The organism is Rhizobium sp. YAF28, assembly GCF_052113285.1.
Classification (GTDB): domain Bacteria; phylum Pseudomonadota; class Alphaproteobacteria; order Rhizobiales; family Rhizobiaceae; genus Rhizobium.
This window is the reverse complement of record NZ_JBFRCX010000011.1, coordinates 64,525-86,845: the sequence shown is the minus strand read 5'-3', so window position 1 is coordinate 86,845 and position 22,321 is coordinate 64,525. Positions and strand designations below refer to the sequence as shown.

At 59.1% G+C, this 22,321-nt stretch carries 23 protein-coding genes and 1 pseudogene; 14 read left to right on the top strand and 10 right to left on the bottom strand.

Annotated features, from left to right (window positions below):
• Positions 1-233: 233 nt before the first annotated feature.
• The 3 genes from AB4Z13_RS24210 (at position 234) to AB4Z13_RS24200 (ending at position 6,362) form a co-directional block, all read left to right on the top strand.
• Complete coding sequence (locus AB4Z13_RS24210) at positions 234-3,023, top strand: bifunctional diguanylate cyclase/phosphodiesterase (protein WP_442206979.1); 2,790 nt, start codon at positions 234-236, stop codon at positions 3,021-3,023.
• 168 nt (positions 3,024-3,191) lie between these two features.
• Entirely contained in the window at positions 3,192-4,721 is a 1,530-nt protein-coding gene (locus AB4Z13_RS24205; RefSeq protein ID WP_442206978.1) for a hypothetical protein, read from the top strand.
• A gap of 105 nt (positions 4,722-4,826) precedes the next feature.
• Complete coding sequence (locus AB4Z13_RS24200; protein ID WP_442206977.1) at positions 4,827-6,362, top strand: hypothetical protein; 1,536 nt, start codon at positions 4,827-4,829, stop codon at positions 6,360-6,362.
• 54 nt (positions 6,363-6,416) lie between these two features.
• On the opposite strand, the gene AB4Z13_RS24195 is transcribed toward AB4Z13_RS24200, so the two are convergent.
• From AB4Z13_RS24195 to lgt, 6 genes are all read right to left on the bottom strand, one after another.
• Complete coding sequence (locus tag AB4Z13_RS24195) at positions 6,417-7,349, bottom strand: ribose-phosphate pyrophosphokinase (RefSeq protein WP_007824382.1); 933 nt, start codon at positions 7,347-7,349, stop codon at positions 6,417-6,419.
• 105 nt (positions 7,350-7,454) lie between these two features.
• Positions 7,455-8,300 (bottom strand): hypothetical protein, encoded by an 846-nt coding sequence (locus tag AB4Z13_RS24190; RefSeq protein ID WP_442206976.1) that lies wholly within the window; start codon positions 8,298-8,300, stop codon positions 7,455-7,457.
• A gap of 102 nt (positions 8,301-8,402) precedes the next feature.
• Positions 8,403-9,554 (bottom strand): M24 family metallopeptidase, encoded by a 1,152-nt coding sequence (locus tag AB4Z13_RS24185; RefSeq protein ID WP_113324361.1) that lies wholly within the window; start codon positions 9,552-9,554, stop codon positions 8,403-8,405.
• Positions 9,555-9,559: 5 nt separating this feature from the next.
• Complete coding sequence (gene pgeF / locus AB4Z13_RS24180) at positions 9,560-10,354, bottom strand: peptidoglycan editing factor PgeF (RefSeq protein WP_442206975.1); 795 nt, start codon at positions 10,352-10,354, stop codon at positions 9,560-9,562.
• 109 nt (positions 10,355-10,463) lie between these two features.
• Positions 10,464-11,564: a class I SAM-dependent methyltransferase gene (locus AB4Z13_RS24175; protein WP_439016046.1), complete on the bottom strand. Its 1,101-nt coding sequence runs from the start codon at positions 11,562-11,564 to the stop codon at positions 10,464-10,466.
• Between the two features lie 19 nt (positions 11,565-11,583).
• Positions 11,584-12,435 (bottom strand): prolipoprotein diacylglyceryl transferase, encoded by an 852-nt coding sequence (gene lgt / locus AB4Z13_RS24170; protein WP_439016045.1) that lies wholly within the window; start codon positions 12,433-12,435, stop codon positions 11,584-11,586.
• Positions 12,436-12,627: 192 nt separating this feature from the next.
• Between lgt and AB4Z13_RS24165 the strand changes: the two genes are divergently transcribed.
• The 4 genes from AB4Z13_RS24165 to AB4Z13_RS24150 all read left to right on the top strand — a co-directional run bounded on the left by AB4Z13_RS24165 (position 12,628) and on the right by AB4Z13_RS24150 (position 14,973).
• Positions 12,628-12,888, top strand: coding sequence for an accessory factor UbiK family protein (locus tag AB4Z13_RS24165; protein WP_113185736.1), 261 nt, complete (start codon positions 12,628-12,630; stop codon positions 12,886-12,888).
• 400 nt (positions 12,889-13,288) lie between these two features.
• Entirely contained in the window at positions 13,289-13,789 is a 501-nt protein-coding gene (locus AB4Z13_RS24160) for a YbjN domain-containing protein (RefSeq protein WP_113323648.1), read from the top strand.
• A 3-nt stretch (positions 13,790-13,792) separates the two neighbouring features.
• On the top strand, positions 13,793-14,620 hold the full coding sequence (gene proC, locus AB4Z13_RS24155) for a pyrroline-5-carboxylate reductase (protein ID WP_439016044.1): 828 nt from the start codon (positions 13,793-13,795) through the stop codon (positions 14,618-14,620).
• A gap of 11 nt (positions 14,621-14,631) precedes the next feature.
• A complete protein-coding gene (locus tag AB4Z13_RS24150; RefSeq protein ID WP_442206974.1) occupies positions 14,632-14,973 on the top strand; it encodes a tRNA-binding protein in 342 nt (113 codons plus the stop codon).
• Positions 14,974-15,072: 99 nt separating this feature from the next.
• Here AB4Z13_RS24150 and AB4Z13_RS24145 read toward each other — a convergent pair whose 3' ends face one another.
• Together AB4Z13_RS24145 and AB4Z13_RS24140 are read right to left on the bottom strand one after the other, a co-directional pair.
• Positions 15,073-15,633, bottom strand: a complete 561-nt coding sequence (locus AB4Z13_RS24145) for a DUF1349 domain-containing protein (protein ID WP_442207055.1) — start codon at positions 15,631-15,633, stop codon at positions 15,073-15,075.
• An 11-nt stretch (positions 15,634-15,644) separates the two neighbouring features.
• On the bottom strand, positions 15,645-16,289 hold the full coding sequence (locus AB4Z13_RS24140) for an MBL fold metallo-hydrolase (RefSeq protein ID WP_310386993.1): 645 nt from the start codon (positions 16,287-16,289) through the stop codon (positions 15,645-15,647).
• A gap of 278 nt (positions 16,290-16,567) precedes the next feature.
• Between AB4Z13_RS24140 and AB4Z13_RS24135 the strand changes: the two genes are divergently transcribed.
• The gene (locus AB4Z13_RS24135) at positions 16,568-17,185 is read left to right on the top strand and encodes a DUF1236 domain-containing protein (protein ID WP_439016041.1); all 618 of its coding nucleotides are present in this window, start codon (positions 16,568-16,570) and stop codon (positions 17,183-17,185) included.
• Positions 17,186-17,360: 175 nt separating this feature from the next.
• Positions 17,361-17,627 carry a hypothetical protein gene (locus AB4Z13_RS24130; protein ID WP_113323654.1) on the top strand — a complete coding sequence of 89 codons (267 nt, stop codon included), beginning with the start codon at positions 17,361-17,363 and terminating at the stop codon, positions 17,625-17,627.
• A 106-nt stretch (positions 17,628-17,733) separates the two neighbouring features.
• On the opposite strand, the pseudogene AB4Z13_RS24125 reads toward AB4Z13_RS24130, so the two are convergent.
• Positions 17,734-18,006 (bottom strand): annotated as a pseudogene (locus AB4Z13_RS24125) (aminotransferase class IV); the annotation flags it as partial.
• On the opposite strand from AB4Z13_RS24125, the gene AB4Z13_RS24120 reads away from it, so the two are divergent.
• The 4 genes from AB4Z13_RS24120 (at position 17,971) to AB4Z13_RS24105 (ending at position 20,956) form a co-directional block, all read left to right on the top strand.
• The gene (locus AB4Z13_RS24120) at positions 17,971-18,228 is read left to right on the top strand and encodes a hypothetical protein (protein WP_442206973.1); all 258 of its coding nucleotides are present in this window, start codon (positions 17,971-17,973) and stop codon (positions 18,226-18,228) included. The pseudogene AB4Z13_RS24125 and the gene AB4Z13_RS24120 overlap by 36 nt on opposite strands.
• Positions 18,229-18,360: 132 nt before the next feature.
• Positions 18,361-18,852 (top strand): MarR family winged helix-turn-helix transcriptional regulator, encoded by a 492-nt coding sequence (locus AB4Z13_RS24115; RefSeq protein ID WP_310386998.1) that lies wholly within the window; start codon positions 18,361-18,363, stop codon positions 18,850-18,852.
• Positions 18,853-19,554 (top strand): response regulator, encoded by a 702-nt coding sequence (locus AB4Z13_RS24110; protein WP_007824352.1) that lies wholly within the window; start codon positions 18,853-18,855, stop codon positions 19,552-19,554.
• Positions 19,555-19,579: 25 nt separating this feature from the next.
• A complete protein-coding gene (locus AB4Z13_RS24105; RefSeq protein WP_113323657.1) occupies positions 19,580-20,956 on the top strand; it encodes an ATP-binding protein in 1,377 nt (458 codons plus the stop codon).
• Here AB4Z13_RS24105 and AB4Z13_RS24100 read toward each other — a convergent pair.
• Positions 20,953-21,333, bottom strand: coding sequence for a winged helix-turn-helix transcriptional regulator (locus AB4Z13_RS24100; RefSeq protein ID WP_442206972.1), 381 nt, complete (start codon positions 21,331-21,333; stop codon positions 20,953-20,955). The two genes, AB4Z13_RS24105 and AB4Z13_RS24100, sit on opposite strands and share 4 nt — an antisense overlap.
• Before the next feature lie 98 nt (positions 21,334-21,431).
• Between AB4Z13_RS24100 and AB4Z13_RS24095 the strand changes: the two genes are divergently transcribed.
• Entirely contained in the window at positions 21,432-22,304 is an 873-nt protein-coding gene (locus AB4Z13_RS24095; RefSeq protein WP_442206971.1) for an oxidoreductase, read from the top strand.
• Positions 22,305-22,321: the final 17 nt, after the last annotated feature.

Below are 22,321 nucleotides of genomic sequence, written 5' to 3'. Positions count from 1 at the left end.
TGCCGTTGGCCGTATCCGCTGATCGCGCCTCATCGGCACTACACCCGAAAAGATCGCGAAATGCAATCCCTGGTGTTTTGCAAGTAATTCCAAAAACCGCTGATAAGCCTTCGTTGTTTGGCCGTTAATCACAAAGTCGAACAGAAGGTTCCACTTTACCTGTGAAGACGCCGGATTATCCCTTCTTTAACGCGGCAAGACCGATGTCAGGCTTGAAAAGAATGGGTTTTCTCATGTTTGCGATCGTATACTGCCTGACATACCAACATGACTTGACGCTGGTTCTTCTGGCCGCCGCACTATGCCTTGTGTCCAATCTCGGAACGATCCTGTTCCTGAGAAGTGCTGGCAGGTCAAACGGCGTGCCACGCTGGATCTGGCTCTCCGTGGCGGGGGCGGCAGGCGGCTTCGGCATCTGGTCGACGCATTTCGTCGCTATGCTCGCCTATGATCCGGGCATCGTCGTCGGTTATGATCGCGATCTGACGCTTATTTCGCTCGGTGCGGCTTTTGCCTCTACCTTTGTGGCAGGCCTTGCCGCGGTGTCGCTTCCGGGTTCTCAGGCCAATATTGCTGCAGGCCTTGTCTTTGGCGTCGGCGTTGCAGCCATGCATTTCGTCGGTATGGCCGGTCTGCAGGTTCCTGGGACCATCGGTTGGGATCAGCATCTCGTTACTGCTGCGCTGATCGTATCGGCTGCCATGGCGACCTGGGGGTTCACGCTCACAAAGAACTGGAAAGGTTCGAACTGGAGCATTCTCGCTGCGGCATCTGCATTGTCGCTCGGCATCGTCTTGATGCACTTCACCGCAATGGGCGCGCTAGCGATTATCGAAGGGGGCGCAAACGCGATCGAGCCGCAGGCGCTTTCCAAGCCGTTCCTTCTGGCGATCATTCTCGTCGTATCGATCTCAATGCTCGCCTCAGGCATTTCGGCATCGATCATTGCGTTTCGGGCGGCCAAGCAGGCGAGTGCGAGTGAAACCAAGTTTGAGCTGCTTTTGCAGGGCGTGACGGATTACGCAATCTACATGCTCGATCCTTCAGGCGTCGTGACGAACTGGAATACGGGGGCGGAACGCGCGAAGGGTTATAGCGCCGCTGATATCGTTGGCCAGAACTTCGCCCGGTTCTACTCCATAGAGGATCAGCAGAATGGCCTTCCGCAGAGAGCGCTCGAATCCGCTCTCGCCAACGGCAGATTTGAGGCAGAGGGGCTGCGTTTTCGCAAGGACGGATCCTCGTTCTGGGCACATGTCGTCATCCAACCCGTGTATGACGATGGCCATGATCTCATCGGATACGTGAAGATTACCCGCGATATCACGCAGGCAAAGATCGACGGGGATCGCATCAAAGAAGTATCGAGGAACCTCGATCTGGCACTGGAGAACATGAGCCAGGGCATCTCGATGTTTGACCGCAATGAGCGGCTGATCCTCGCAAACGCCAGGTATAGCCAGCTCTTCGGGTTCCCTGAGAATTTCATTCGCCCAGGTCTTGTCTATTCCGAGATCGTTCGCAACGGCTATCAGATCGTTTTAGGCGATTGTGACGCCGCGGATTCGAGGGCGACCGATCACTATCGCAGGCATATGGCGACCATGCGCTCCGGCCAGAAGACCCTTGTGCATCAGACGACGAGCGGCCGGTCAATTCTTGCGACGTTCAATGTTCTCGCGGATGGTGGCTGGGTTACGACATTCGAAGACATTACCGAGCGGCTGGCGCGCGAAGAGAAAATCGCGTTCATGGCCAAGCACGATGCTTTGACCGGTCTGCCGAACCGTCCCACCTTCAATGACTATCTCTCACATCAGCTGACAATTGCCAAAAGGCTGTCGACCAAGGTTGCGGTGATTGGCATCGATCTGGATAAATTCAAAGAGATCAATGACCAGATGGGCCATGTGGCCGGAGATTTCGTGTTGAGCACATTGGCTGCACGATTGAACGGGATACTGCGTGACGAGGAACTCGTCGCTAGGCTTGGCGGTGATGAGTTCGCGGCCGTGAAGCGCTTCAATGACAGGGCAGAGCTAGACGACTTCGTTGCGCGGCTGGAAGCCACGCTCATGGAGAAGATGGATTTCGAGGGGCATCACATCGTCCCCGGCGCAAGCGTTGGTGTCGCACTTTACCCCGACGCCGGCGAAAGCGCCGAAACGCTTCTCGCAAACGCAGATCTGGCCATGTATCGCGCAAAACACGAGGTCGGGCGCAATGTCTGCTTCTATGAAGAGTCCATGGATGAAGTGTCGCGCGACAGGAGAAGGCTGGCGCGTGACCTCTGGGTCGCGATCGAGCGCGACCAGATGTACCTTCACTATCAGGTGCAGAAGTCGGTGGCGACCGGCAAGACGACCGGCTACGAAGTGCTGCTCAGGTGGAACCATCCTGAACGCGGAAATATTCCGCCCGTCGATTTCATTCCGATTGCCGAGGAATGCGGTGCAATCATGCCTATCGGAGAATGGGTCCTTCGCGAGGCATGCAAGGAAGCGGTCAGCTGGAAGGACGACATCAAGATCGCCGTCAATATTTCGCCCATCCAGATCGCCCATGCAAACATCGCCGAACTGGTTCGCTCCGTCCTCCAGGAAACGGGCCTGCCAGCATCGCGGCTCGAACTTGAAATAACCGAGTCATCGATCATCGTCGACAAAAGCAAGGCGCTGCTTGCAATGCGTGCGCTCAAGCAGCAGGGCGTTGCGATCGCCATCGACGATTTCGGAACAGGCTATTCGTCGCTCGAGACCCTTCGCTCGTTCCCCTTCGACAAGATCAAGCTCGATCGCAGCTTCATGAACGAAGTCGAGACCAGTCAGGAAGCAAAGGCGGTCATTCGCTCCATCCTGGCGCTGGGACGCGGCCTGTCGATCCCTGTGCTTGCTGAAGGGGTCGAAACGTTGAGCCAACTCGAACTATTGACGTCGGAAGGCTGTGACGAGGCCCAGGGCTACTATTTCGGTCGCCCGGCGCGAATGGAACAACAATCGGTTACCCTCAACACTGCGGCCTGACGCACGGCGAGATCAGAATCGAGGGCCTTCGCGTGCGGTAGTGCCCGGCAGGATACGTTCACTCTCAGCCGTGGTCGCAAAATAATATTTGTCCAAACGTGCCGGGTTGACACCGGAAGATATCCGATCTTCCTATGGCCGCATTCAAAGCGGCTGAGGAGAGTGTGAATGCGTCTCAAACTTGTCACGACAACGAGCCTTGTTGCCCTATCGCTGTTCGGGGCAGCGCAAGGGGCTGAGATCAATCAGGATGGAGCGAACAAGCTTCGCGACAGCCTGACGGGCTTCCTGCCCGAGGATTTCGCCAAGAGTGGTTTTGTGACCGTCAACCCGGCGGGTACCCGCTATGAGGTTATCTACGATCTTGCCAAGCTGCTTTCGAAAGTGGATACGACCAAGTACGTGGTGAACGGGCTGACGCCCTGGTCGGTCTTCGCCACACCGCTCGACAGCGGGCTCTGGAATCTCGAAGGCAACAACAGCTTCAACATCTCCGGCAACGTCAAGGGGCCGGACGACAAGAGCACCGATTTCACTTATTCCATTGCCTCGATGGTCTATAACGGTGTCTTCGATCCGGCGATCGCCTATCTACGTTCCGGCGATTTCAAGGCCAGCGATATCCGCCTCACGTCGAAGTCCGAAGCCGATCAGGTCGATGCGAGCTTTGCCGGCCTGAATTACAGGCTCGATTCGACTGACAGCGCCAGCGGCAATGGCCGGCTGGACTTCAAGGCGAGTGGCGCGTTTACCGCGCTGTCGGAGACGGTTACCAGCGCGCAGACGCCGCCGGTCACCATCAAGGCGGATTCGATCGACTTCAATGCCGATGTGGCCAGCCTGCCGGCGAAGGAAATTCGCGATATCGTCTTCTTTATCCTTGACCATGTGGATGAGAAGGAGCTCAGCAAGGAAGACGGCGAAAGGCTGAAGTCCGTCCTCAAGGCATCCTTTCCGCTGTTCTCCTCCGCCAACGAAACGATCACGGTAAATAATCTGGCGGTCGGCACCGTCGCCGGAAGTGGCGGCGCCAAGGCCTTCGGCTATAATTTCTCGGTCGACGGGCCGAGCGATGCGGTCCGATTTGCCTTCGGGATGAATGCCCAGGAGGTCACGCTCGACAGCCAGGTCGTGCCGGCGAGCTACCATGCCTTCCTGCCGAAGAGCATCGATATGCAGATCGCCGTGCCGGACATGGATTTCGCCGCTTTCGGCGATGAGTTCATGAAGATCGATTTCTCGTCGGGCAACAATTCGGAAGAAAGCGGCAAGCTGGCTGCCGAGAAGCTCTTCCACGACGGCGTCGTCGTCGTCGACCTGCCGAAGTTCACAGCGGTCTCGGATGTCTACGATATTGACGTCACTGGCAAGCTGCAGGGCCGCGTCGATACGCAGAAGGATTATTCGCTCCAAGCTTCGATCCTGGCGCGGGATCTCGACAAGTCGATCGCCGCCATCCAGGAGCTTGCCAAGAGCGATCCGAACCTCCAGCAGGTCTCCCTCGGCATGATGATGGCCAAGGGCTTTGCCAAGACGGACCCGGATGGCCGCTCGCGTTGGGATATCAGCGTCGCCGGCGACGGTTCTGTGGCGATCAACGGCCAGCAGATCAAGGGGCCGGATGCCGAGGAGCCGGATCAGGATCAAGGACAGGAGCCCGAACAGGAACAGGGTCAGGAATCGGAGCAGCCGCAATAAGCGCTCCGACATGCAACTTGGAATGGAAAAAAAGCCGGCCTCGCGCCGGCTTTTTTGCCTAGTGCCAAACGTTCATTAGTCTTTGTTTTTAAAGGACTTTCGTCGATGGCTGTGCTTGACTTTGCGTCCTGCGGCCCTCACATATTTGCAACCAGCGCGAATAGGGAGATTTTAGAGGTGCGTCTCAAACTTGTTGCGGTTGCAGGGCTGTTTGCTCTCTTTGCAACCGGCTCGGTGCAGGCTATAGAGATGCGGCAGAAAGATGCTGACGATTTCCGCGCCGGCCTTCTCAGCTCGTATCCAGATCTTGCGGATTCGGATTTCCTGACAGTCAAGCCGGCAGGTGACCGTCTCGAAGTCACTCTTGATTTCAATGGCTTTTTCGATGGGCTGGATCCGAAGACGTTCAGGATGACCGGGTTCGGGCCATGGTCGTTTTTCTTCACGCCACAAGACAACAATGTAGCCAAGCTCAATGCTGAGAATAGTGTAAAGGCCTCCCTGCTGGCTAAAGGAGTCGATGGGAAAGTTATTGAGGGCAATTTTACCATCGGATCTTTTGTGCTCGATGGTCTGATTGATCTAAATACATCTGGCGTTCAGTTAAATACATCCGCCTGGGGTGTTGATTTCCTTTCTAAAATAGGCGAGCGCCAAGCTGTTTTTCTCGCTGGCAAAATGGACAACACGATAAATTGGCGAGCTAGTTCTGCCGGTAACGGACACGTCGACTATAGCGGTAGCTGGTCGCTCTCGGATTACTATCAGGAGGCATCTCAATCACAGGTACCGGATTTTAAGATTTCCGCAGCCAAGATCGATCACGAATACCACTTGAACGATGTTCCAAAAAAGGAATTCAACAGCCTCATACTTTCGCTTTTTGCTAATGGCGGTGGATCGTTTAAGGATCTTGAGGATTTTGAGAAGTTCGGGACACTGTTGACTGCGTCATTTCCGATTCTCTCGTTTTTAAATGAATCAGTTTCTGCAGCCAACCTCACAGTCACGAGCCCCCTGGTAAATCTGGCGGCAGGGTATTTGAGCTCTGCGGTCATTCTTCAGGGGCAGCCTGACGCAATGCGGCTAGCCTGGGCGGTTAAGGCACAGGATATGAAGATGTATAGCCAGATGGTGCCGGCCGCTTATTGGGCCCTTTTGCCGAATAATGTGGATATGCAGGTTCTCTTTGAAGGTCTGGATTTCGCGTCCGCCGGAAACGAATTGATCACTGCCCAAGTTCAGACCAAGGACGATGTGAGGGCAATGGGTGAGAAGTTTAGCGAAAAGCTGATCGGCAGCAAGTCGATGTCGATTAGTCTCAAGCAGTTGAAACTGATCTCGGGCATATATGATCTGAAGATCTTCGGAACTGTTCGTAAAGTCGATGGCAAGAACCCACAGCTTGAGCTCTGGATTTCAGCTCATGATTTCGACAAGTCGATTGCTGCCGTTCAGGAGCTCACAAAAAAGGCACCTGATCTCAGCCAGGTCAGCTTTGGGATGATGATGGCCAAAGGCTTTGCTGATACCAATAGTTCGGACGGCAGTTTACTCTGGGCTGTCGTTTGGTACGCTGACGGCTCAGTGACTGTTAATGGTCAATCTTTGAGAGGGCCACACAACGCGGATCAGCGATAACGTTAAGGGAACTGCAATTCGAAGATCGAAAGAGCCGGTCAAATACCGGCTCTTTTAGTCGAAGAGGCTGGAGACGGACTCTTCCTGGGCCGTGCGGCTGATGGCTTCGCCGATCAGCGGAGCAGTCGTGACGACGCGGATATTGTGGGCCGATAACACGGCCGTGGTCGGCTGGATCGAGTCCGTAATCACGAGTTCGCGCAGCTTCGAGGAAGTGACGCGGGTGACCGCGCCGCCGGAGAGGACGCCGTGGGTGATATAGGCGGTGACGCTGGATGCGCCCTTGGCGAGCATCGCATCGGCCGCGTTGCAGAGCGTGCCGCCGGAATCGACGATGTCATCGATCAGCAGGCAGTCCTTGCCGGTGATGTCGCCGATAATGTTCATGACTTCGGATTCACCCGGCCGATCGCGACGTTTGTCGACGATGGCCAGAAGACAGTCCAGCCGTTTGGCGAGCGCGCGGGCGCGCACCACGCCGCCGACGTCAGGCGAGACGACCATGACGTTGCTGAGGTCATAGTGGCTCTTGATGTCGCGTGTCAGCACGGGAAGAGCGAAGAGATTGTCTGTGGGTATATCGAAGAAGCCCTGGATCTGCCCGGCATGGAGATCGAGCGTCATGACGCGGTCGGCGCCGGCTTCGGTGATGAGGTTTGCGACCAGCTTGGCGGAGATCGGCGTGCGGCCGGAGGCGCGGCGGTCCTGACGGGCATACCCGAAATAGGGGAGAACGGCCGTGATGCGGCGAGCTGACGAACGACGCATCGCGTCGATCATGATCAGCAGTTCCATCAGGTGGTCGTTGGCGGGAAAGGCGGTCGGCTGCACGAGGAAAACGTCCTCACCGCGCACATTTTCCTGGATCTCCACGAAGATTTCCTGATCGGCAAACCTTCGGACACTGGCTTTCCCTAAGGGAACATTGAGATAGTTGCAGATCGCTTCGGCGAGTTGCCGGTTCGAATTGCCTGCGAAAACCTTCATCTTGGTCCGCCTGTTATGCGCTGATAGCCGCGCTTTTTAGCCAGCTTCCCGGTGAATGCAAGGGCTAAGGCGTCACATACTTTTATATTTATAAAAAGCTTGTGACTAACCGCCCTGGCTTTGCCGCCAGGATGTGAACTCGGTGATCGTCTTTGAGGCGATCTGCTGCATCACGGAGGCGGGCACGCCGGCCCAGGGATCGGCCGCCGCCGTCGGCACGCTTTCCTGTCCCTGAATGCGGTGCAGGCGGGCGCCGGCATTGTCAAGCACGTCCCAGACATAGACCACGGTGACCTTGCCCTCGTCGCTGAAAGCAGAGAGGTAACCCTTCAGAATATAGTCGCTGCTGGTGTCGTTGGAGCTCTTGATGGCAAGGCCATGAGCGCGCGCCTCCGCGCCAAGCTGGCGGGACAGCGGGGTGACAGCTTGTACGGGCGCACCGATGATGGGCAGGAAGCGCACTGTATTGCCGCGTACCGAGGTCGATGATGAAACCGAAGGATCAAGCGCTGCTGTCTGCGTCGGCTGCTGCGGTGCCGGTTGCTCGGTGGCAGCGGATGGTGGCGCCAGTGATTGGCCTTCGATCGGTCCGGAGGCAGCGGGCGAAGAGCCGTCACGGGAAAGCGCATCGGCCTGGGCCTGCATAGTCGTCGGCGGAGCGCCGGTGCCGGGCCGGTAGGCCTGCGCTTGGTAGTTCGGCTGGGTCGGATAGGTCTGCTCGCTGTAAGCTGGCGTATAGCTGTTCCGGCGGGGTGTCGCCGGGAAGGTCCGTTGCGGCGCTCCGGCCATACGCTCGGCTTCGCTCTGCGTCACCGGTGTGGATGAGCGCTGACTCATCGAAGAGTCGCCGATTTCCATCGGCGGCGTGAGCGTCAATGCATCGGTCGTGTTGCAAGCAGAAAGCAAGGCAAGACAGATCAGGAGCGTGGGTGCAGTCGCAACTCGCGTCATCCCTCGGTTCGTCCTTCCCACATTCGCGTCAGCCCCATGCGAATTTATGGGGGTGGGGGGACCTGTCTGTCAATTCCGGATTCTTGCCGGTGATTGCGGAGGTTAGACCCCGATGAAATCCAGCGGATGGCGCGAAAGTGCACGAGGGGCTTCTCCTGTCGTCAGATAGGTCTGTCCGAGGGTCATGGCTGTGCCGGTGTCGGAATCGGCGATGATCATGTGCACGAAGAGCGACATGCTCGGCTCGATCGGCTGCGGATTGCCGGCATGGAACATCTGGTGCTCCATCCAGGACGGCGAGAAGCGCGCGCCGAGCGAATAGCCGCAAGCATTCAGGCGATGGCGGGCGAGGCCGCGCTCATCCATGATCCTGGCATGCATGTCGAAGACATCGCCGAAGGTATGGCCAGGCTTCAGCACGGTCTCGATCGCCTGGATCGTTTCGAGGCAGGCATTGTAGAGTTCTCGGTGGCGATGCGTCGGCTCGCCGATGACAATCGTACGCATCATGGCGGCATGATAATGTGCGTAAACACCGGCCCATTCGAGAGTCAGCTGGTCATTGGCGTCGAGCTTGCGGCGGCCGGCCTTGTAACGGCAGAGCAGTGCATCCGCGCCGGAGCCGATGATGAACTCGTTGGCCGGATAGTCGCCGCCGCCGGAGAAAACCGCGCCCTGCATGGCGGCGAGGATATCGGCCTCATCGGCACCCGGCTTGGTCAGGCGGATCGCTGCGTCCAGCGCATCGTCTGCCAGCACGGCGGCATGCTCGACATAGGCAACCTCGGTTGGGCTCTTGATGAGGCGCAGGTGGCTGACGAGGTAGGAAGCATCACTGATCTGGCCGAAGGTCGTCAGCTGCGCGTCGAGCAGCCGGGCGACGCGGCCGGTCATGCCGTGCGTGTCGTACTCGACGCCGATGCGGGTGCCGAGCAGGTCCATTTCGACCAGCAGGTTCTTGAGGTCCATCGTCGGATCGGCATTGACGCGGTCGACCCAGACATGGATGTCCTCGATAACGGAGGTATGCCGGGCCTGACGCAGGTCGGCCGAGCGGGTGAGGAGCGTCATTGTGCCGTCAGCCTTGACGACCAGCGTCTGAAAGAAGCAGTAGCCGAACGTGTCGTAGCCGGTCAGCCAGTACATGCTTTCCTGCGCAAAGAGCAGCAGGGCATCGAGCTTTTCTTCCTTCATCTTGTCCGTCAGGCGGGCAAGCCGGCTTGCGAATTCAGCCCGTTCGAAATGAAGTGCCATGCTGCTTACATCTCCCTGATGCTGATCGCCGAAATCTGGCGGCCGTAATCCGGCTCCTTTTTATGTGTGGTCCGCCGATAGGAAAAAAAGCGCTCGCTATCGGGATAAGTGCAGAGACCGAGGCTTTCGGCGCGCACGCCCGCGTTTTTCAGCCGATCGACGGTCAGGCCTGGCAGGTCGAACATGGCGTGACCCGCTGTCGGGGAGGGGATGAAGTAACGCTCATAGGCCGGATCATAGGCAAGGAAGCGCTCGACGAATTCCGGGCCGACCTCATAGCTTGCCTGGCTGATCGAGGGGCCGAGGCAGGCGACTATATTGGCCCTGTCGGCACCAAGCGCTTCCATGGCATTTATGGTGTTTTCAAGCACACCTGTCAGCGCGCCCTTCCAGCCGGCATGGGCAGCACCGATGACGCGGTTTTCGGGGTCGGCGAAGAGGATCGGGCCGCAATCGGCGGCGAGCACCCCAAGTGCGATACCCGGTGTCGCACTGACCATCGCGTCCGCCGGCGGCCGCACACCATCATAGTCGGACCCGATGGTGACGACGTCAGGCGAATGGACCTGATGGACGGTTGCCAGTCGCTCTATCGGCAGGTCGAACCAGGCGGCGACGCGTCTGCGGTTCTCCTGCACATTTTCGCGTTCGTCATGCGAGCCGAGGCCGACATTGAGGCCGCGATAGATGCCCTGCGAAACGCCGCCTGCGCGGGTGAAATAGCCGTGGCGGATCGCGCCGCCGGTCGCTTCGTTCAGCAGCGCGCTTTCAATCGGTGCGGGAGAGGCCGCGTCTGTCATCTGATAATATTCCGGGGCTTTGGAGAGGGTTCGACGTCATCCTGGCCGGACATTGTCCGGCGAAGCGGTGTCATTTTGCGGCGGATGTTGGCGAGCGTAAGGCTGGCTGTCAATCCACCGGACGGAACGGCATCAGGTCGATCGCCGGATAGGAGACGGCGAGCACCTTGAAGAGTTCGCCCATGCGGCCTTCACCTGCACCGGCGAGCCGATCGACCGCGCTCTGGATGATCTGCTGCGTATTCGGCTCGCGGTCGCGGCCGAGGGCTGCGGCGCGTTCGAGGATGCCGAGGCCGGTCAGGAAGTCGCCCTGATGCAGTGCGCCGTTAATGTGGACGCCGGCAGACGCTGCCGTCTCCGCCAGCTGCTGGAAATCGACATGGCTGGTCAGATCCGCTTCGCCGGGATGGGCAAGCGGCGGATCGAATTCGTGCATTCGCACGGCCTGCAGCGTATCGCCGAAACCGGTGACGAGATGCCCGTAGTCGATCGCAAGCGCTGTGCCGCTGAAGATCCGCAGCCTTTCGCAGATGGCGCTCATGACCGCCTGGCGGGCAGGCGAAATCTCGAACAGGGTGCCGGCCGGCACGTTTTGCGCGGGTTCCGGCAGCAGCGTTGGATCGAGGCCGGCGACGCCGGCCGCAAACATCAGTTCGCCATCGGCGTCGAGGCCGACCATGCGTTCACGAAAGCCGGTCGAGGTGCGGATGAACTGGCGGATCGGGATCGCGTCGAAGAGTTCGTTGGCGACGATCAATGTGAAGCCGGGGGGCACTTCGTCGAAGCCAGCATGCCAGCTGATCTTGCCTTCATAGGCTTCCAGCGTCTGGCTCTGGATATCGCGCAGGCGTTCGCTGGTTTCGACGAGATGGATCGTCATGTTGTCGAAGAGCGGCGGGGCGATGCGCGAAATCACGCGCAACATGTCCGCCATCATCGTACCGCGGCCGGGCCCGATCTCGACGAGGCGGACGCCTGCAGGCGTTGCGTGGCGCTGCCAGGCGTGGACGACGAAGACGCCGATCATTTCGCCGAAGAGCTGGCTGACCTCAGGTGCGGTGACGAAATCGCCCGAACGGCCGAAGGGCTCGCGGGTGCGGTAATAGCCGTGTTCGGGATCGGCAAGGCAGAGCGAAAAATAGTCGGTGACGCTGAGCGGCCCGTTTGCCTGGATGATCGTCTTGATCTTTTCGCTTAATGCGGTGGTCATGGCGGTCGTTCCGGGAGCTTCAGTGCTGCAGGGCAGCAGCCTGGCGGCGGGCGCGGAAGATCGCCCAAAGGCCGAGCAGGATCATCGGGAGGGACAGGACTATGCCCATCGTCAGCCAGTTTGTGCCGAGCAGGTAGCCGAGCTGCGCATCCGGCTCGCGGAAGAATTCCACGAAGATGCGTGAGAGCGCGTAGCCGCAGACGAAGACGCCGGTGATGAGCCCGGGGCTCTTCAGGGCCTTGGCGCCGTAGACGAGGGCGGCAAGAACGAGCAGCAGGACGATGCCCTCGAGGCCGGCTTCATAGAGCTGGCTCGGATGGCGGGCGAAGGGGCCGCCAGTCGGAAAGACGACTGCCCAGGGCACATCCGTCAGCCGGCCCCAGAGCTCGCCATTGATGAAATTGGCGATACGGCCGAAGAACAGGCCACAGGGCACGACCGTCGCAACGATATCGAAGAGGCTCCATATCGGGATGCGGTTGCGGCGGGCAAAGAGGATCATGGCGATCGTCGTGCCGGTCAGGCCGCCATGGAAGGACATGCCGCCGTTCCAGATCTGCACGGCGCGGATCGGATTTTCGATGATGGCGCCGAGATCGTAGAAGAAAATGTAGCCGATGCGGCCGCCGAGAACGATGCCGAGGGCTGCCCAGACGATGAAGTCGTCGAGCTGGGACCTTGATATGGGCGAGGTATTGTTCGGCCAGAGTGCATGGTTTGCAGCAATGCGGCGGGCATAGGCCCAGCCGAGCAGGATGCCGGCGACATAGGCCAGGCCATACCAATGAATCGCCAGCGGGCCGATCGAAAAAGCGATCGGGTCGATATTAGGGAAAGGCATTATAGCAAGAAGATCAGCAGCTATCGGCAAGGTTTTCCCACCCGTTGAGATGCGCGGAACATGGCGCTGCGATCTTTGGCGGTCAAGTACATTGTTCGTCACGGCCCCGTGCGCAAGGGCTTATCCCGTGCAAAGCGCTTGCATCCTTAACGGCGAAGCCCTACCTCCATTTCAGTGGCCGCAAGGCCTGACATTCACGTCGTGCGAAGGGAGAAATACGCCATGACGACCGGAACGAACCGCATCATGGATGAATTCGCCAAGCTGATGACCGATGCGGCAGGTGCCGCGCAGGGTGTGCGCAAGGAGGTCGAGACCGCCTTCAACGCTCATGCCGAGCGCTGGCTGAACAGCATGGATGTCGTCAAGCGCGAGGAATTCGAAGCCGTGCGTGAAATGGCGATCAAGGCCCGTGACGAAAACGAGGCGCTCGCAGCCCGCATCGCTGCGCTCGAGGCCAAGCTCGCTGCAAAGGGCAAGTGACTCAGCTTAAAGAAGATGCTGTATAAGGTGCGGCGTGGCCCATATGTTACATGCCGCATCTTGGATAAAAAAATCGGGTGTGATTTTTCACCTGTGGACACTGCCAAAAAAGCCAATGGGCAGAGTCTTTTACCTCCCCCGCTGAATTTGATTCCATAAGTGCTTTCCACAGCAGGCCAGGCCAAATTTCCGTGAAGGGGGCTGGCAGGGTGCAAGGGGCATTATACACTGATTTTAAATGATGATTCGAAGCGAATTGGTAAGCTCCGGGCAGGTTCACTGCGTTAGTCTGGCAGCGGTTCAGCGATCATCCCCAGTGGTTGTTTCCGGTATTGCGTGTGTCTCGTTTTGTGTTTTTCACGAAGTTAGGCCGCATTCATTCCGGTCAAGAAGGTGCTGCATGAGCCTTATGGAATTGGAAGTCGAACGCCAGTCGAACCCGGTCGACATGATCGAGTACGTGGCTTCAAACAATGACTGGGCCTTCGAGCGCTCCGGCGAAGACGAGATCGCGATGACGGTCGAAGGTCGCTGGGCCGACTATCACGTCTCCTTCTCGTGGATGGAGGAATTCGAAGCGCTGCATCTTGGCTGCGCCTTCGACATCAAGGTTCCCGAAATCAGGGTCAACGAGGTGGTGAAGCTGCTCTCGGCGATCAACGGCCAGGTGCTGATGGGTCATTTCGACCTGTGGCGGCAGGAAGATGTCGTCATCTTCCGCCAATCGCTGCTGCTTGCCGGCGGTGCCGAGCCCACGAACCGTCAGGTGGAAGTTCTGCTTTCCAGCGCGCTCGATACCTGCGAAGCTTATTTTCAAGCTTTCCAGTTCGTCGTCTGGTCCGGTATGGAAGCCAACAAGGCGATGGAAGCGGTCCTCTTTGAAACCGTCGGTGAGGCGTAAAACATGCCTGCGAATGCCTTTTCCGCTGCCAATCCAGTCGTTCTCATCGGTGCCGGCAATATGGGCGGAGCGATGCTCTCCGGCTGGCTGAAGAGCGGCGTTCCGGGTTCCGCCGTGGTCGTGGTCGATCCCGGCCCATCGCCGGCGATGCTGGCGACCATTGCCGATGCGGGTGCCTCCCATGTCACGGCCGCTCCCCCCGGTCTCAAGGCTGGGGTCCTGTTCCTTGCCGTGAAGCCGCAGGTAATGGAAGCCGTGCTTCCGGCGGTCAAAAGCGTGGTCGGGCCTCAGACGGTGGTGGTTTCGGTCGCTGCCGGCAAGACGCTCGCCTTCCTTGAAAAGCATCTCGGCGAGGCGGCCATGGTGCGCGCCATGCCGAACACGCCTGCCATGGTCGGGCGCGGTGTGACCGGCGCCTATGCCAATGCGCGTGTCAGCGCTGAACAGCGCGATGGCGTCAATGCTCTTCTTCGTGTGTCCGGCCCTGTTGAATGGGTGCCTTCCGAATCCGATATCGATTCGGTGACGGCGCTGTCGGGCAGCGGGCCTGCTTATGTGTTTTATCTCGTCGAATGTATGGCAGAAGCGGGCCGTAAACTTGGCCTGCAGGCGGACCTTGCCATGCGTCTTGCGCGGGAAACAGTCGCGGGGGCTGGTGAGCTGCTGCACCAGTCCCCCGACGACGCTGCGCGCCTGCGCCAGAATGTCACCTCTCCGGGCGGCACGACCGCGGCCGCACTTTCCGTATTGATGGCTGAAGATGGCATGCAGCCGTTGTTCGACGAGGCGCTTGCGGCTGCCCGCAAGCGCGCCGAAGAGCTCGCCGGCTGAGAAAGACTGTGATGGCTGAAGAGATCGCTTTTGCTGATTTCGCGCGCGTGGATATCCGTATCGGGACCATCATCGAGGCAAATCCCTTTCCGGAAGCACGCAAGCCGGCGATCAAGCTGCTCATCGATTTCGGCTCCGAGATCGGCGTCAAGAAATCTTCGGCGCAGATCACGGTTCATTATTCGCCGGAACGGCTCGTCGGGCGACAAGTGCTCGCCGTCGTCAACTTTCCGCCGCGCCAGATTGGCCCGTTCCGCTCGGAAGTGCTGACACTCGGTTTTGCCGATGAGAAGGGCGATATCGTCCTTGCGGCTGTCGAGCGGCCGGTGCCGAACGGCCAGAAGCTGATGTAGGCCGGCCAGACCGGTCAGCTGCGTTTTGCGATTGCATAAATGATCTGGTCTTCGCCGAAGCGCGAAGCGCATTTACGGCTGACTTTACTGCAAGCAGGCTCAGTGAATGTCGCGCGAGAGCGGATCGCTCAATGTGAAATCGTGGAAGACGGCTTCGAAGCCGGCGCGTTGCGGCGAGCAGAAGACGGGACCGACCAGCACCTCTTTGAAAGCGGGATCGAACCAGGCGAGGCGGGCCATGCGCCATTCGTCCATGGTGTCCGTGCTGTACTGAATGAACAGGGCGTCGCCGTTGCGGGTGGCGCGGACCGAGATGGCATCGAAGTCATGGCCGATGCGGAAGGCCGACCAGTCGGAATTGCCGTTGGTGACCACTGTGCTGAAATGCCTGGCCCCATCGGTATATTCGATGCCGCATTTCACCCAGTGCTTCTCGTCGGCACGGATCATCAGGCCGGCCTGATCGTAGAGCGCTTCATAATTGCCGGAGAAGGTGACCTCGGCGGTGAAGTCACCCTTGCGGCTTTCCTGCAGAAAGTGGCCGTCGTCGCGGTGGAAGCCGTAATAGGTGCCCTGCCAGAAATCGGTCTTTTCGCCGGAGCGGACATGGAGCGCGCCGTCACGTTCCTCGAAGAATGGTGGCGGGTTCAGCCAGCTCATATGTTTCACGTTCAGATCTCCCGCAGGAAGGGGTTTTCACGGCGTTCGTCACCGATGCGGCTGCCTGGGCCGTGACCGCAGATGAAGCCGACATCGTCACCGAGTGGCAGCACTTTGTCCCTGATGGAATCGAGAAGCTGGCGATGATTGCCACCGGGCAGGTCGGTACGGCCGATCGAGCCGTTGAAGAGTACATCGCCGAGATGGGCGAACTTCTGGGCGCGGTTGAAATAGATGACATGGCCCGGCGCATGGCCCGGCGTGTGATAGACTTCGAATTCGTGAGAGCCGAAGGAGATCTTGTCGCCATCCTTCAGCCAGCGGTCGGGCGTGACGTTCTGCAGGCCCTGTATGCCATATTTCTCGGCCTGGGTTTCTATGCGCTGCAGGAGCGGCAGGTCGTCCTCATGCGGGCCGACGATATCGACACCGAGCTTTTCCTTGAGCTCCTTGGCGCCGCCGGCGTGGTCCAGATGACCGTGGGTGAGCCAGATTTCCTTGATCTTGAAGCCCTGCTCTTCGATCACGCCCGAAATGACAGAGACGTCGCCGCCGGGATCGACGACCACGCCTTCCTTCGTATCGGGGTCGAAGAGAATGGTGCAGTTCTGCTGGAAGGGGGTTACCGGAATGATGCCGGCCTGGAGCATGCCCATGAATGCCTCGCTTCGCGTCTTTCAATTGCCTGTCTCTATAGGCGCAAACGCAGCCGAAGGCAGCCTGAATTTTCGGCCGGCTCACGCGAAAAAGACAGGCTGCAACAGGAATTTATCGGCTTTCGGAGAGCGGCGCTGCGCTGCCTACAAGTGAATTTTTGAAGCGATTTCAGATGCTTGCTTCGGCCTTCTTTATGCCATTCTTCAGCCACGCCGGCCGCGGCGGAACAACCACGCAACCCGTGCGTTCTCAGCCCATCGCAACAAGGAGACCTAGAATGACCTTGAAGAGAAACCTTCTGCTGGCCGGCGCCTTTCTGGCTGCGAGTGCCGGCCTTGCTCAGGCGGAGATGGTGGCGAGGTCCATCAACGACCTGAACATCCGCTCCGGGCCTGGCCCGCAATATCCCTCCGTCGGCCTTGCCACGCGCGGCTCGACAGCCGTGCTTGACGGCTGCATTGAAGGCAGCCGCTGGTGCCGCGTCGATGTAAACGGCGTGCGCGGCTGGGTCTATGCCGAATATCTGCAGGTCGATCAGGGTGGCTCGCCTGTCATCGTAGAGCAGCATCGCGACGATCTCGGCGTGCCTGTGGTGACTTATGAGACGACCTCCAGTGTCGTGCCGGCTGAGCCGATGCCTGCACCCGGTGACGAGCTGATCGGTCCGGTCGGCTCGGTCGAGGCGATTACGCCGCCGGAGGAAGTCCGCACCTATATCGACACTACGCCGGGGCAGGCCGTGCGGCTTGGCGGTGATGTGGTCGTCGGTGCCGAAGTACCTGCAGACGTGACATTCGAGACGATTCCGGATTACCAGTATCGCTATGTCCGCATCAACGATCGGCCGGTGCTGGTCGACCCGGGCACGCGCCGCATCGTCTATGTCTATCAATAAGCTCATGGGAAAGGCGGCCATGCTGCCGCCTTTCTCCTTTCCATAAAGGATCCGCAGAGCTCTCGCATGGGTTGCCAGAATCCTCTACTTCTCCTCGTAAACATGATAATATTCTAACATGTCATCCGGTGATGGCATGAGTCGGCGATCGGGGAGATCGCCAGAGGAGAAAATCATGGAAGCGCTACTTCCGCTCATCACACAACTGGTTGCAGGGGCAGTCGGCGGCAATGTCGCAAGCGCCGCGCTGAAACAGCAGGCGATCAATGTCGTTGCCCGCACGATTGCGGGCGCCATCGGCGGCATTGGCGGCGGCATGCTGCTCAGCATGGTCGGCGGGGAAGCAGCAATGACCGGGCTGATCGCTGACGGCATTGGCGGACTGATCGGCGGCGGCATCCTTTCGTCGGTCGCCGGGCTGGTTATGGCCAAGGCACGCTGAAGGTTCGGACGCTGGACAACGAAACGGCCGGCAAACGCACGCGCCTGGCCGGGTCCGCATGATCGGTGGATGGTTTATTCGGCGGCGATAGCGGCGGCCGAATAGATTCTTTCATGTAATCATTCATCAGCGTTTCGGCGATCGTCGCCGGCGTGACGCAATACGGGCCGATTTCAGACACGGGAGTAACGTCCGCTGTCGAACCGGTCTGGCAGCGCCCGGAGAAGCTGCTCAGCTTTTCCGGGAAGAAGGCCCGTTCGTCGACTTCAATGCCACGGCGTTTGGCGAGTTCGATCACCGTCCGGTGAGTGATGCCGTTCAGGAAGCAATCCGGGGTCGGCGTGTGAATGACGCCATCCTCGACGAAGACGATATTGGCGTTCTCGCCACGTTGATGCGGTTCGCCTGCGCGGAAACGCTCATCATCTCACTCCCGCGCGTCGTGCGATCGGCCGCACGTAAGCTTCAGAGAACTGAAGCCATCCTTGCCTCCTCCGGCACGTTTGCGCCATGTCTGTTGATTGTTGTCCCCATTACGTTCTATCCACTGACGCAAGGGGAAATTGCGCGTTGCGTTGGAGATTTGCCGGGCGGGCTTTAGTTTCCGGGGAAAGAACAGTCCGCGGGCCTGCAACGTTCGCGGGAAGCTAGCGGCGACGCAAATTACGTCAATAAAGCTGACATATTTTGCGAAAGTTCCGCAAGGCTCACGCCAAGAGAGAGGAAATGCCGAGTGCCACGACAGACCAGCTCGAAAGCAGGCAAACCTGAGCCGCTGGCCACGCCGATGGAAGATGTCGGGATCATCGATTTCGAGATCATCGAGCTGTTCTTCTTCGCTTATCGCGACTTCGTATCCGATCCCGACGCCATTCTCGAAAAGAGCGGTTTTGGGCGGGCGCATCACCGCGTCGTGCACTTCGTCAACCGAAATCCGGGCATGACGGTCGCCGATCTGCTCGATACGCTGAAGATCACCAAGCAGAGCCTTGCAAGAGTGCTGAAACAACTGATCGATTCAGGCTATATTCGGCAGGTAGCAGGCCCGGAGGATCGCCGACAGCGCAAGCTCTATCCCACCAAATCGGGCAGGGAGTTGGCACTGGCGCTCGCCGAGCCGCAATCACGCCGTATTGAACGGGCATTCGAGGGAGCTACCTCGGAGGCGCGAGAGGGCGTAAAGGCATTCCTCAGAGGCATGCGAGACAGACAGAAAGCGGATTGAATGGCGGTCAAGACAGGCATTTCCGATGACGCGGCGCATCTTCTCGTCGTCGACGACGATACCCGTATCCGCGCGTTGCTGAACCGCTACCTGACGGAAAATGGTTTTCGCGTGACCATTGCTTCTGATGGGGCGGAGGCGCAGCGCAAGCTGGCAGGGCTCGATTTCGACCTCATCATCATGGACGTTATGATGCCGGGCGAATCCGGCATCGAGGTGACACGCGGGCTCAGGGCCGTGAAGAATGTGCCGATCATCATGCTGACGGCGCTTGCCGAATCCGACAGCCGTATTGCCGGGCTTGAAGCCGGCGCCGACGATTATCTTCCCAAGCCTTTCGATCCGCGCGAACTTGTCCTGCGCGTCAACAATATCCTGCGGCGCAACAGCGGCGGCGATACGCCGAAGATCGAGCAGATCATGTTCGGTCCTTACACCTTCTCGCTGACGCGCAAGGAGCTGAAGAAGGCTGCAGAAGTGATCCGCCTGACGGATCGTGAGCAGGAGATCATGCTGCTTTTTGCCCGCCGGGCCGGCGACACTATCCCGCGGCACGAGCTCATCGGAGACGATGCGGAAGTCGGCGAACGTACCATCGACGTGCAGATCAACCGTCTGCGCCGCAAGATCGAGGATGATCCTGCCAATCCGGTCTGGCTGCAGACAGTGCGCGGTATCGGATACAGGCTGAGCATCGACTGAAACGACGGGTTCGGGACCGGCGCAAATGGTGACATTCGACAGCTTGCGGCGGGAAGACCGCTCTCCTGCACCCGGCTGGCGCTGGTTCGTGCGCTGGCTGCGCCGGCGATTGCCGACGGGCCTTTATACGCGTTCGCTGCTCATCATCATCATTCCGATGGTGCTTCTGCAGTCGGTCGTCGCAGCGGTCTTCATGGAACGTCATTGGCAGATGGTGACGGAGCGGCTGTCGCTCGCCGTGACCCGCGATATTGCTGCTATCATCGAGGTCATCGACACCTATCCGCAGGGTGATGATTACAGCGATATAACCCGCATTGCCCGCGACCAGCTCAACCTGCAGATTTCAATCGAGCCGGATGGAGATCTGCCGCCGCCGCGTGAAAAGCCGTTCTTCTCGATCCTCGACGGCATTCTGAGCGACGAGATCACCGAAGAAATCCGTCGGCCGTTCTGGATCGATACGGTCGGCAATTCCAACCTCATCGAGATCCGTATCAAGCTCGACAACCGCATCCTGCGTGTGATCACCAAACGCAGCCAGGCCTATGCATCGAACACGCATATTTTCATTCTCTGGATGGTCGGCGCGTCACTCGTGCTGATCGCCATCTCAATCCTGTTCCTGCGCGGCCAGATCCGGCCGATCCTCAATCTGGCGCGGGCGGCGGAAAATTTCGGCAAGGGACAGAAGGCCGATAGTTTCTATCCGCGCGGCGCTGACGAAGTTCGCCGGGCCGGCCTTGCTTTCATTCTCATGCGTGAGCGTATCGAGCGGCAGATGGAGCAGCGCACCGCGATGCTCTCAGGCGTCAGCCACGACCTCAGAACCATCCTGACGCGCTTCAAGCTGCAGCTGGCGCTCGCCGGGGACAACCCTGATCTTGCCGGGCTCAACGAAGACGTCAACGATATGCAGACCATGCTGGAGGCCTATATGGCCTTTGCCAAGGGTGAGGTGGAGGAGGATGTCGGCGAGCTGAAGCTCAGCGAGATCTTCGAAAAGCTCGAGATTGATTTCGAGCTGCATGGCAAGGTGTTGACCTATTCCATCGAGGGCGAGGACCATATCTCGGTGCGCCCCAATGCCTTCCTGCGGCTTGTGACCAATCTTGCCTCGAATGCAAGGCGCTATGCCGACACGCTCCATATCGAGGCCAAGCATGGCGCGAAGTGGCTGACGATTGTCTTCGATGACAATGGTCCCGGCATCCCGGAGAAGTACCGGGAGGATGTGTTCAAGCCGTTCTTCCGGCTGGATAGCGCACGTAATCTCGATGCTTCGGGCACCGGTCTCGGGCTTGCCATCGTGCGGGATATCGCCCGCAGCCACGGCGGCAATATCACGCTTGGCGACAGCCCGCTCGGTGGGCTGAGAGCGACTGTGCGTCTTCCGGCCTAGCTTTTTGCAGCCGGTTTGGGGGCGTCGAATTCATTCAGGTGAATGACGATCCAGCGCCAGAGCGAGACGACCTGGGTCAGCAGTTCGCGGCCGAGTGGCGTCAACTCGTATTCCACGCGCGGAGGCACCTGCGGATAGAGTGTGCGGATGACGAGGCCGTCGCTTTCGAGTGTGCGTAATGTCTGTGTCAGCACCTTCTGGCTGATATCCTCCACCCGCTCCAGCACCCTTGAAAACCGCAAGGGGCCATCGGCCTCAGAAAGCACATGCAGGACGCGCAGCGGCCATTTGGCGGCGGCGCGTTCCAGCATCTGCCGGGCGCGTGCATCCTGCTCGTCGCTCATATTGCGGCAGAAGTCGAAGATGTCGTCTCTCATTACAGTTACTTTCAGGTGTGTATAGATCTCCAAGGTACCTTCTTTCCATTGGAAACAATAGATCCTAAATGGAGCGGGAACCGAAAAGGAGGTTTCCCATGTCGAAGGTTTGGTTGATTACAGGAAGTTCGCGCGGTCTCGGGCGTGCGCTCGCTGACGCCGTGCTCGAGGCCGGCGACAAGCTGGTCGCGACGGCGCGTGATCCCGACCAGCTTGCCGATCTCGTCGAAGCGTATGGTCCCCGCGTTTTCACGTTGCCGCTCAATGTGACTGATGAGGCGGCGGCGGAAGCTGCGGTGAAAACCGCGGTCGAAACATTCGGCCGGCTCGATGTGCTGGTCAACAATGCCGGTTACGGCAATGTCGCGCCGATTGAGGATACGAGCCTTGCGGATTTCCGGGCGCAGATCGAGACCAATCTCTTCGGCACAATCATCATGACCAAGGCGGCGATCCCGGTCATGCGCGGGCAGGGGGCAGGGCACATCATCCAGTTCTCCTCCGTCGGTGGCAGGATCGGTCCTGTCGGGCGTGCACCCTATGCGGCGGCAAAATGGGGTGTCGAGGGCTTTTCCGAAGTGCTCTCCAAGGAGGTTGGGCCGCTCGGCATCAGGGTAACGGTGATCGAGCCTGGGGGCTTCCGCACGGATTTCGCTGGCTCGTCGACGGCGATTTATGAAGGTCGCCCGGAATACGCTGAAACGGTTGGTGCCATGGCAGATTACCAACGCAACTATAATGGCCGCCAACCCGGCGATCCGGCCAAGGCGGCCGCCGTGGTCCTGCACATTGCCTCGCTCGATACACCGCCGCTACGCCTGCTGCTCGGCAGCGACGCGGCCGCGGCCGTGGAGAAGGCGGATGCTGCGCGAATGGAAGCCGATCGCACTTGGCGAGTCGTCAGCCAGTCGACCGATTTTGAACAGGACGGAGGTGCCAAGCCTATGCCCTGGGAGAAGAAGGCCGGCTGAGGTGTGGACAAAAGAAA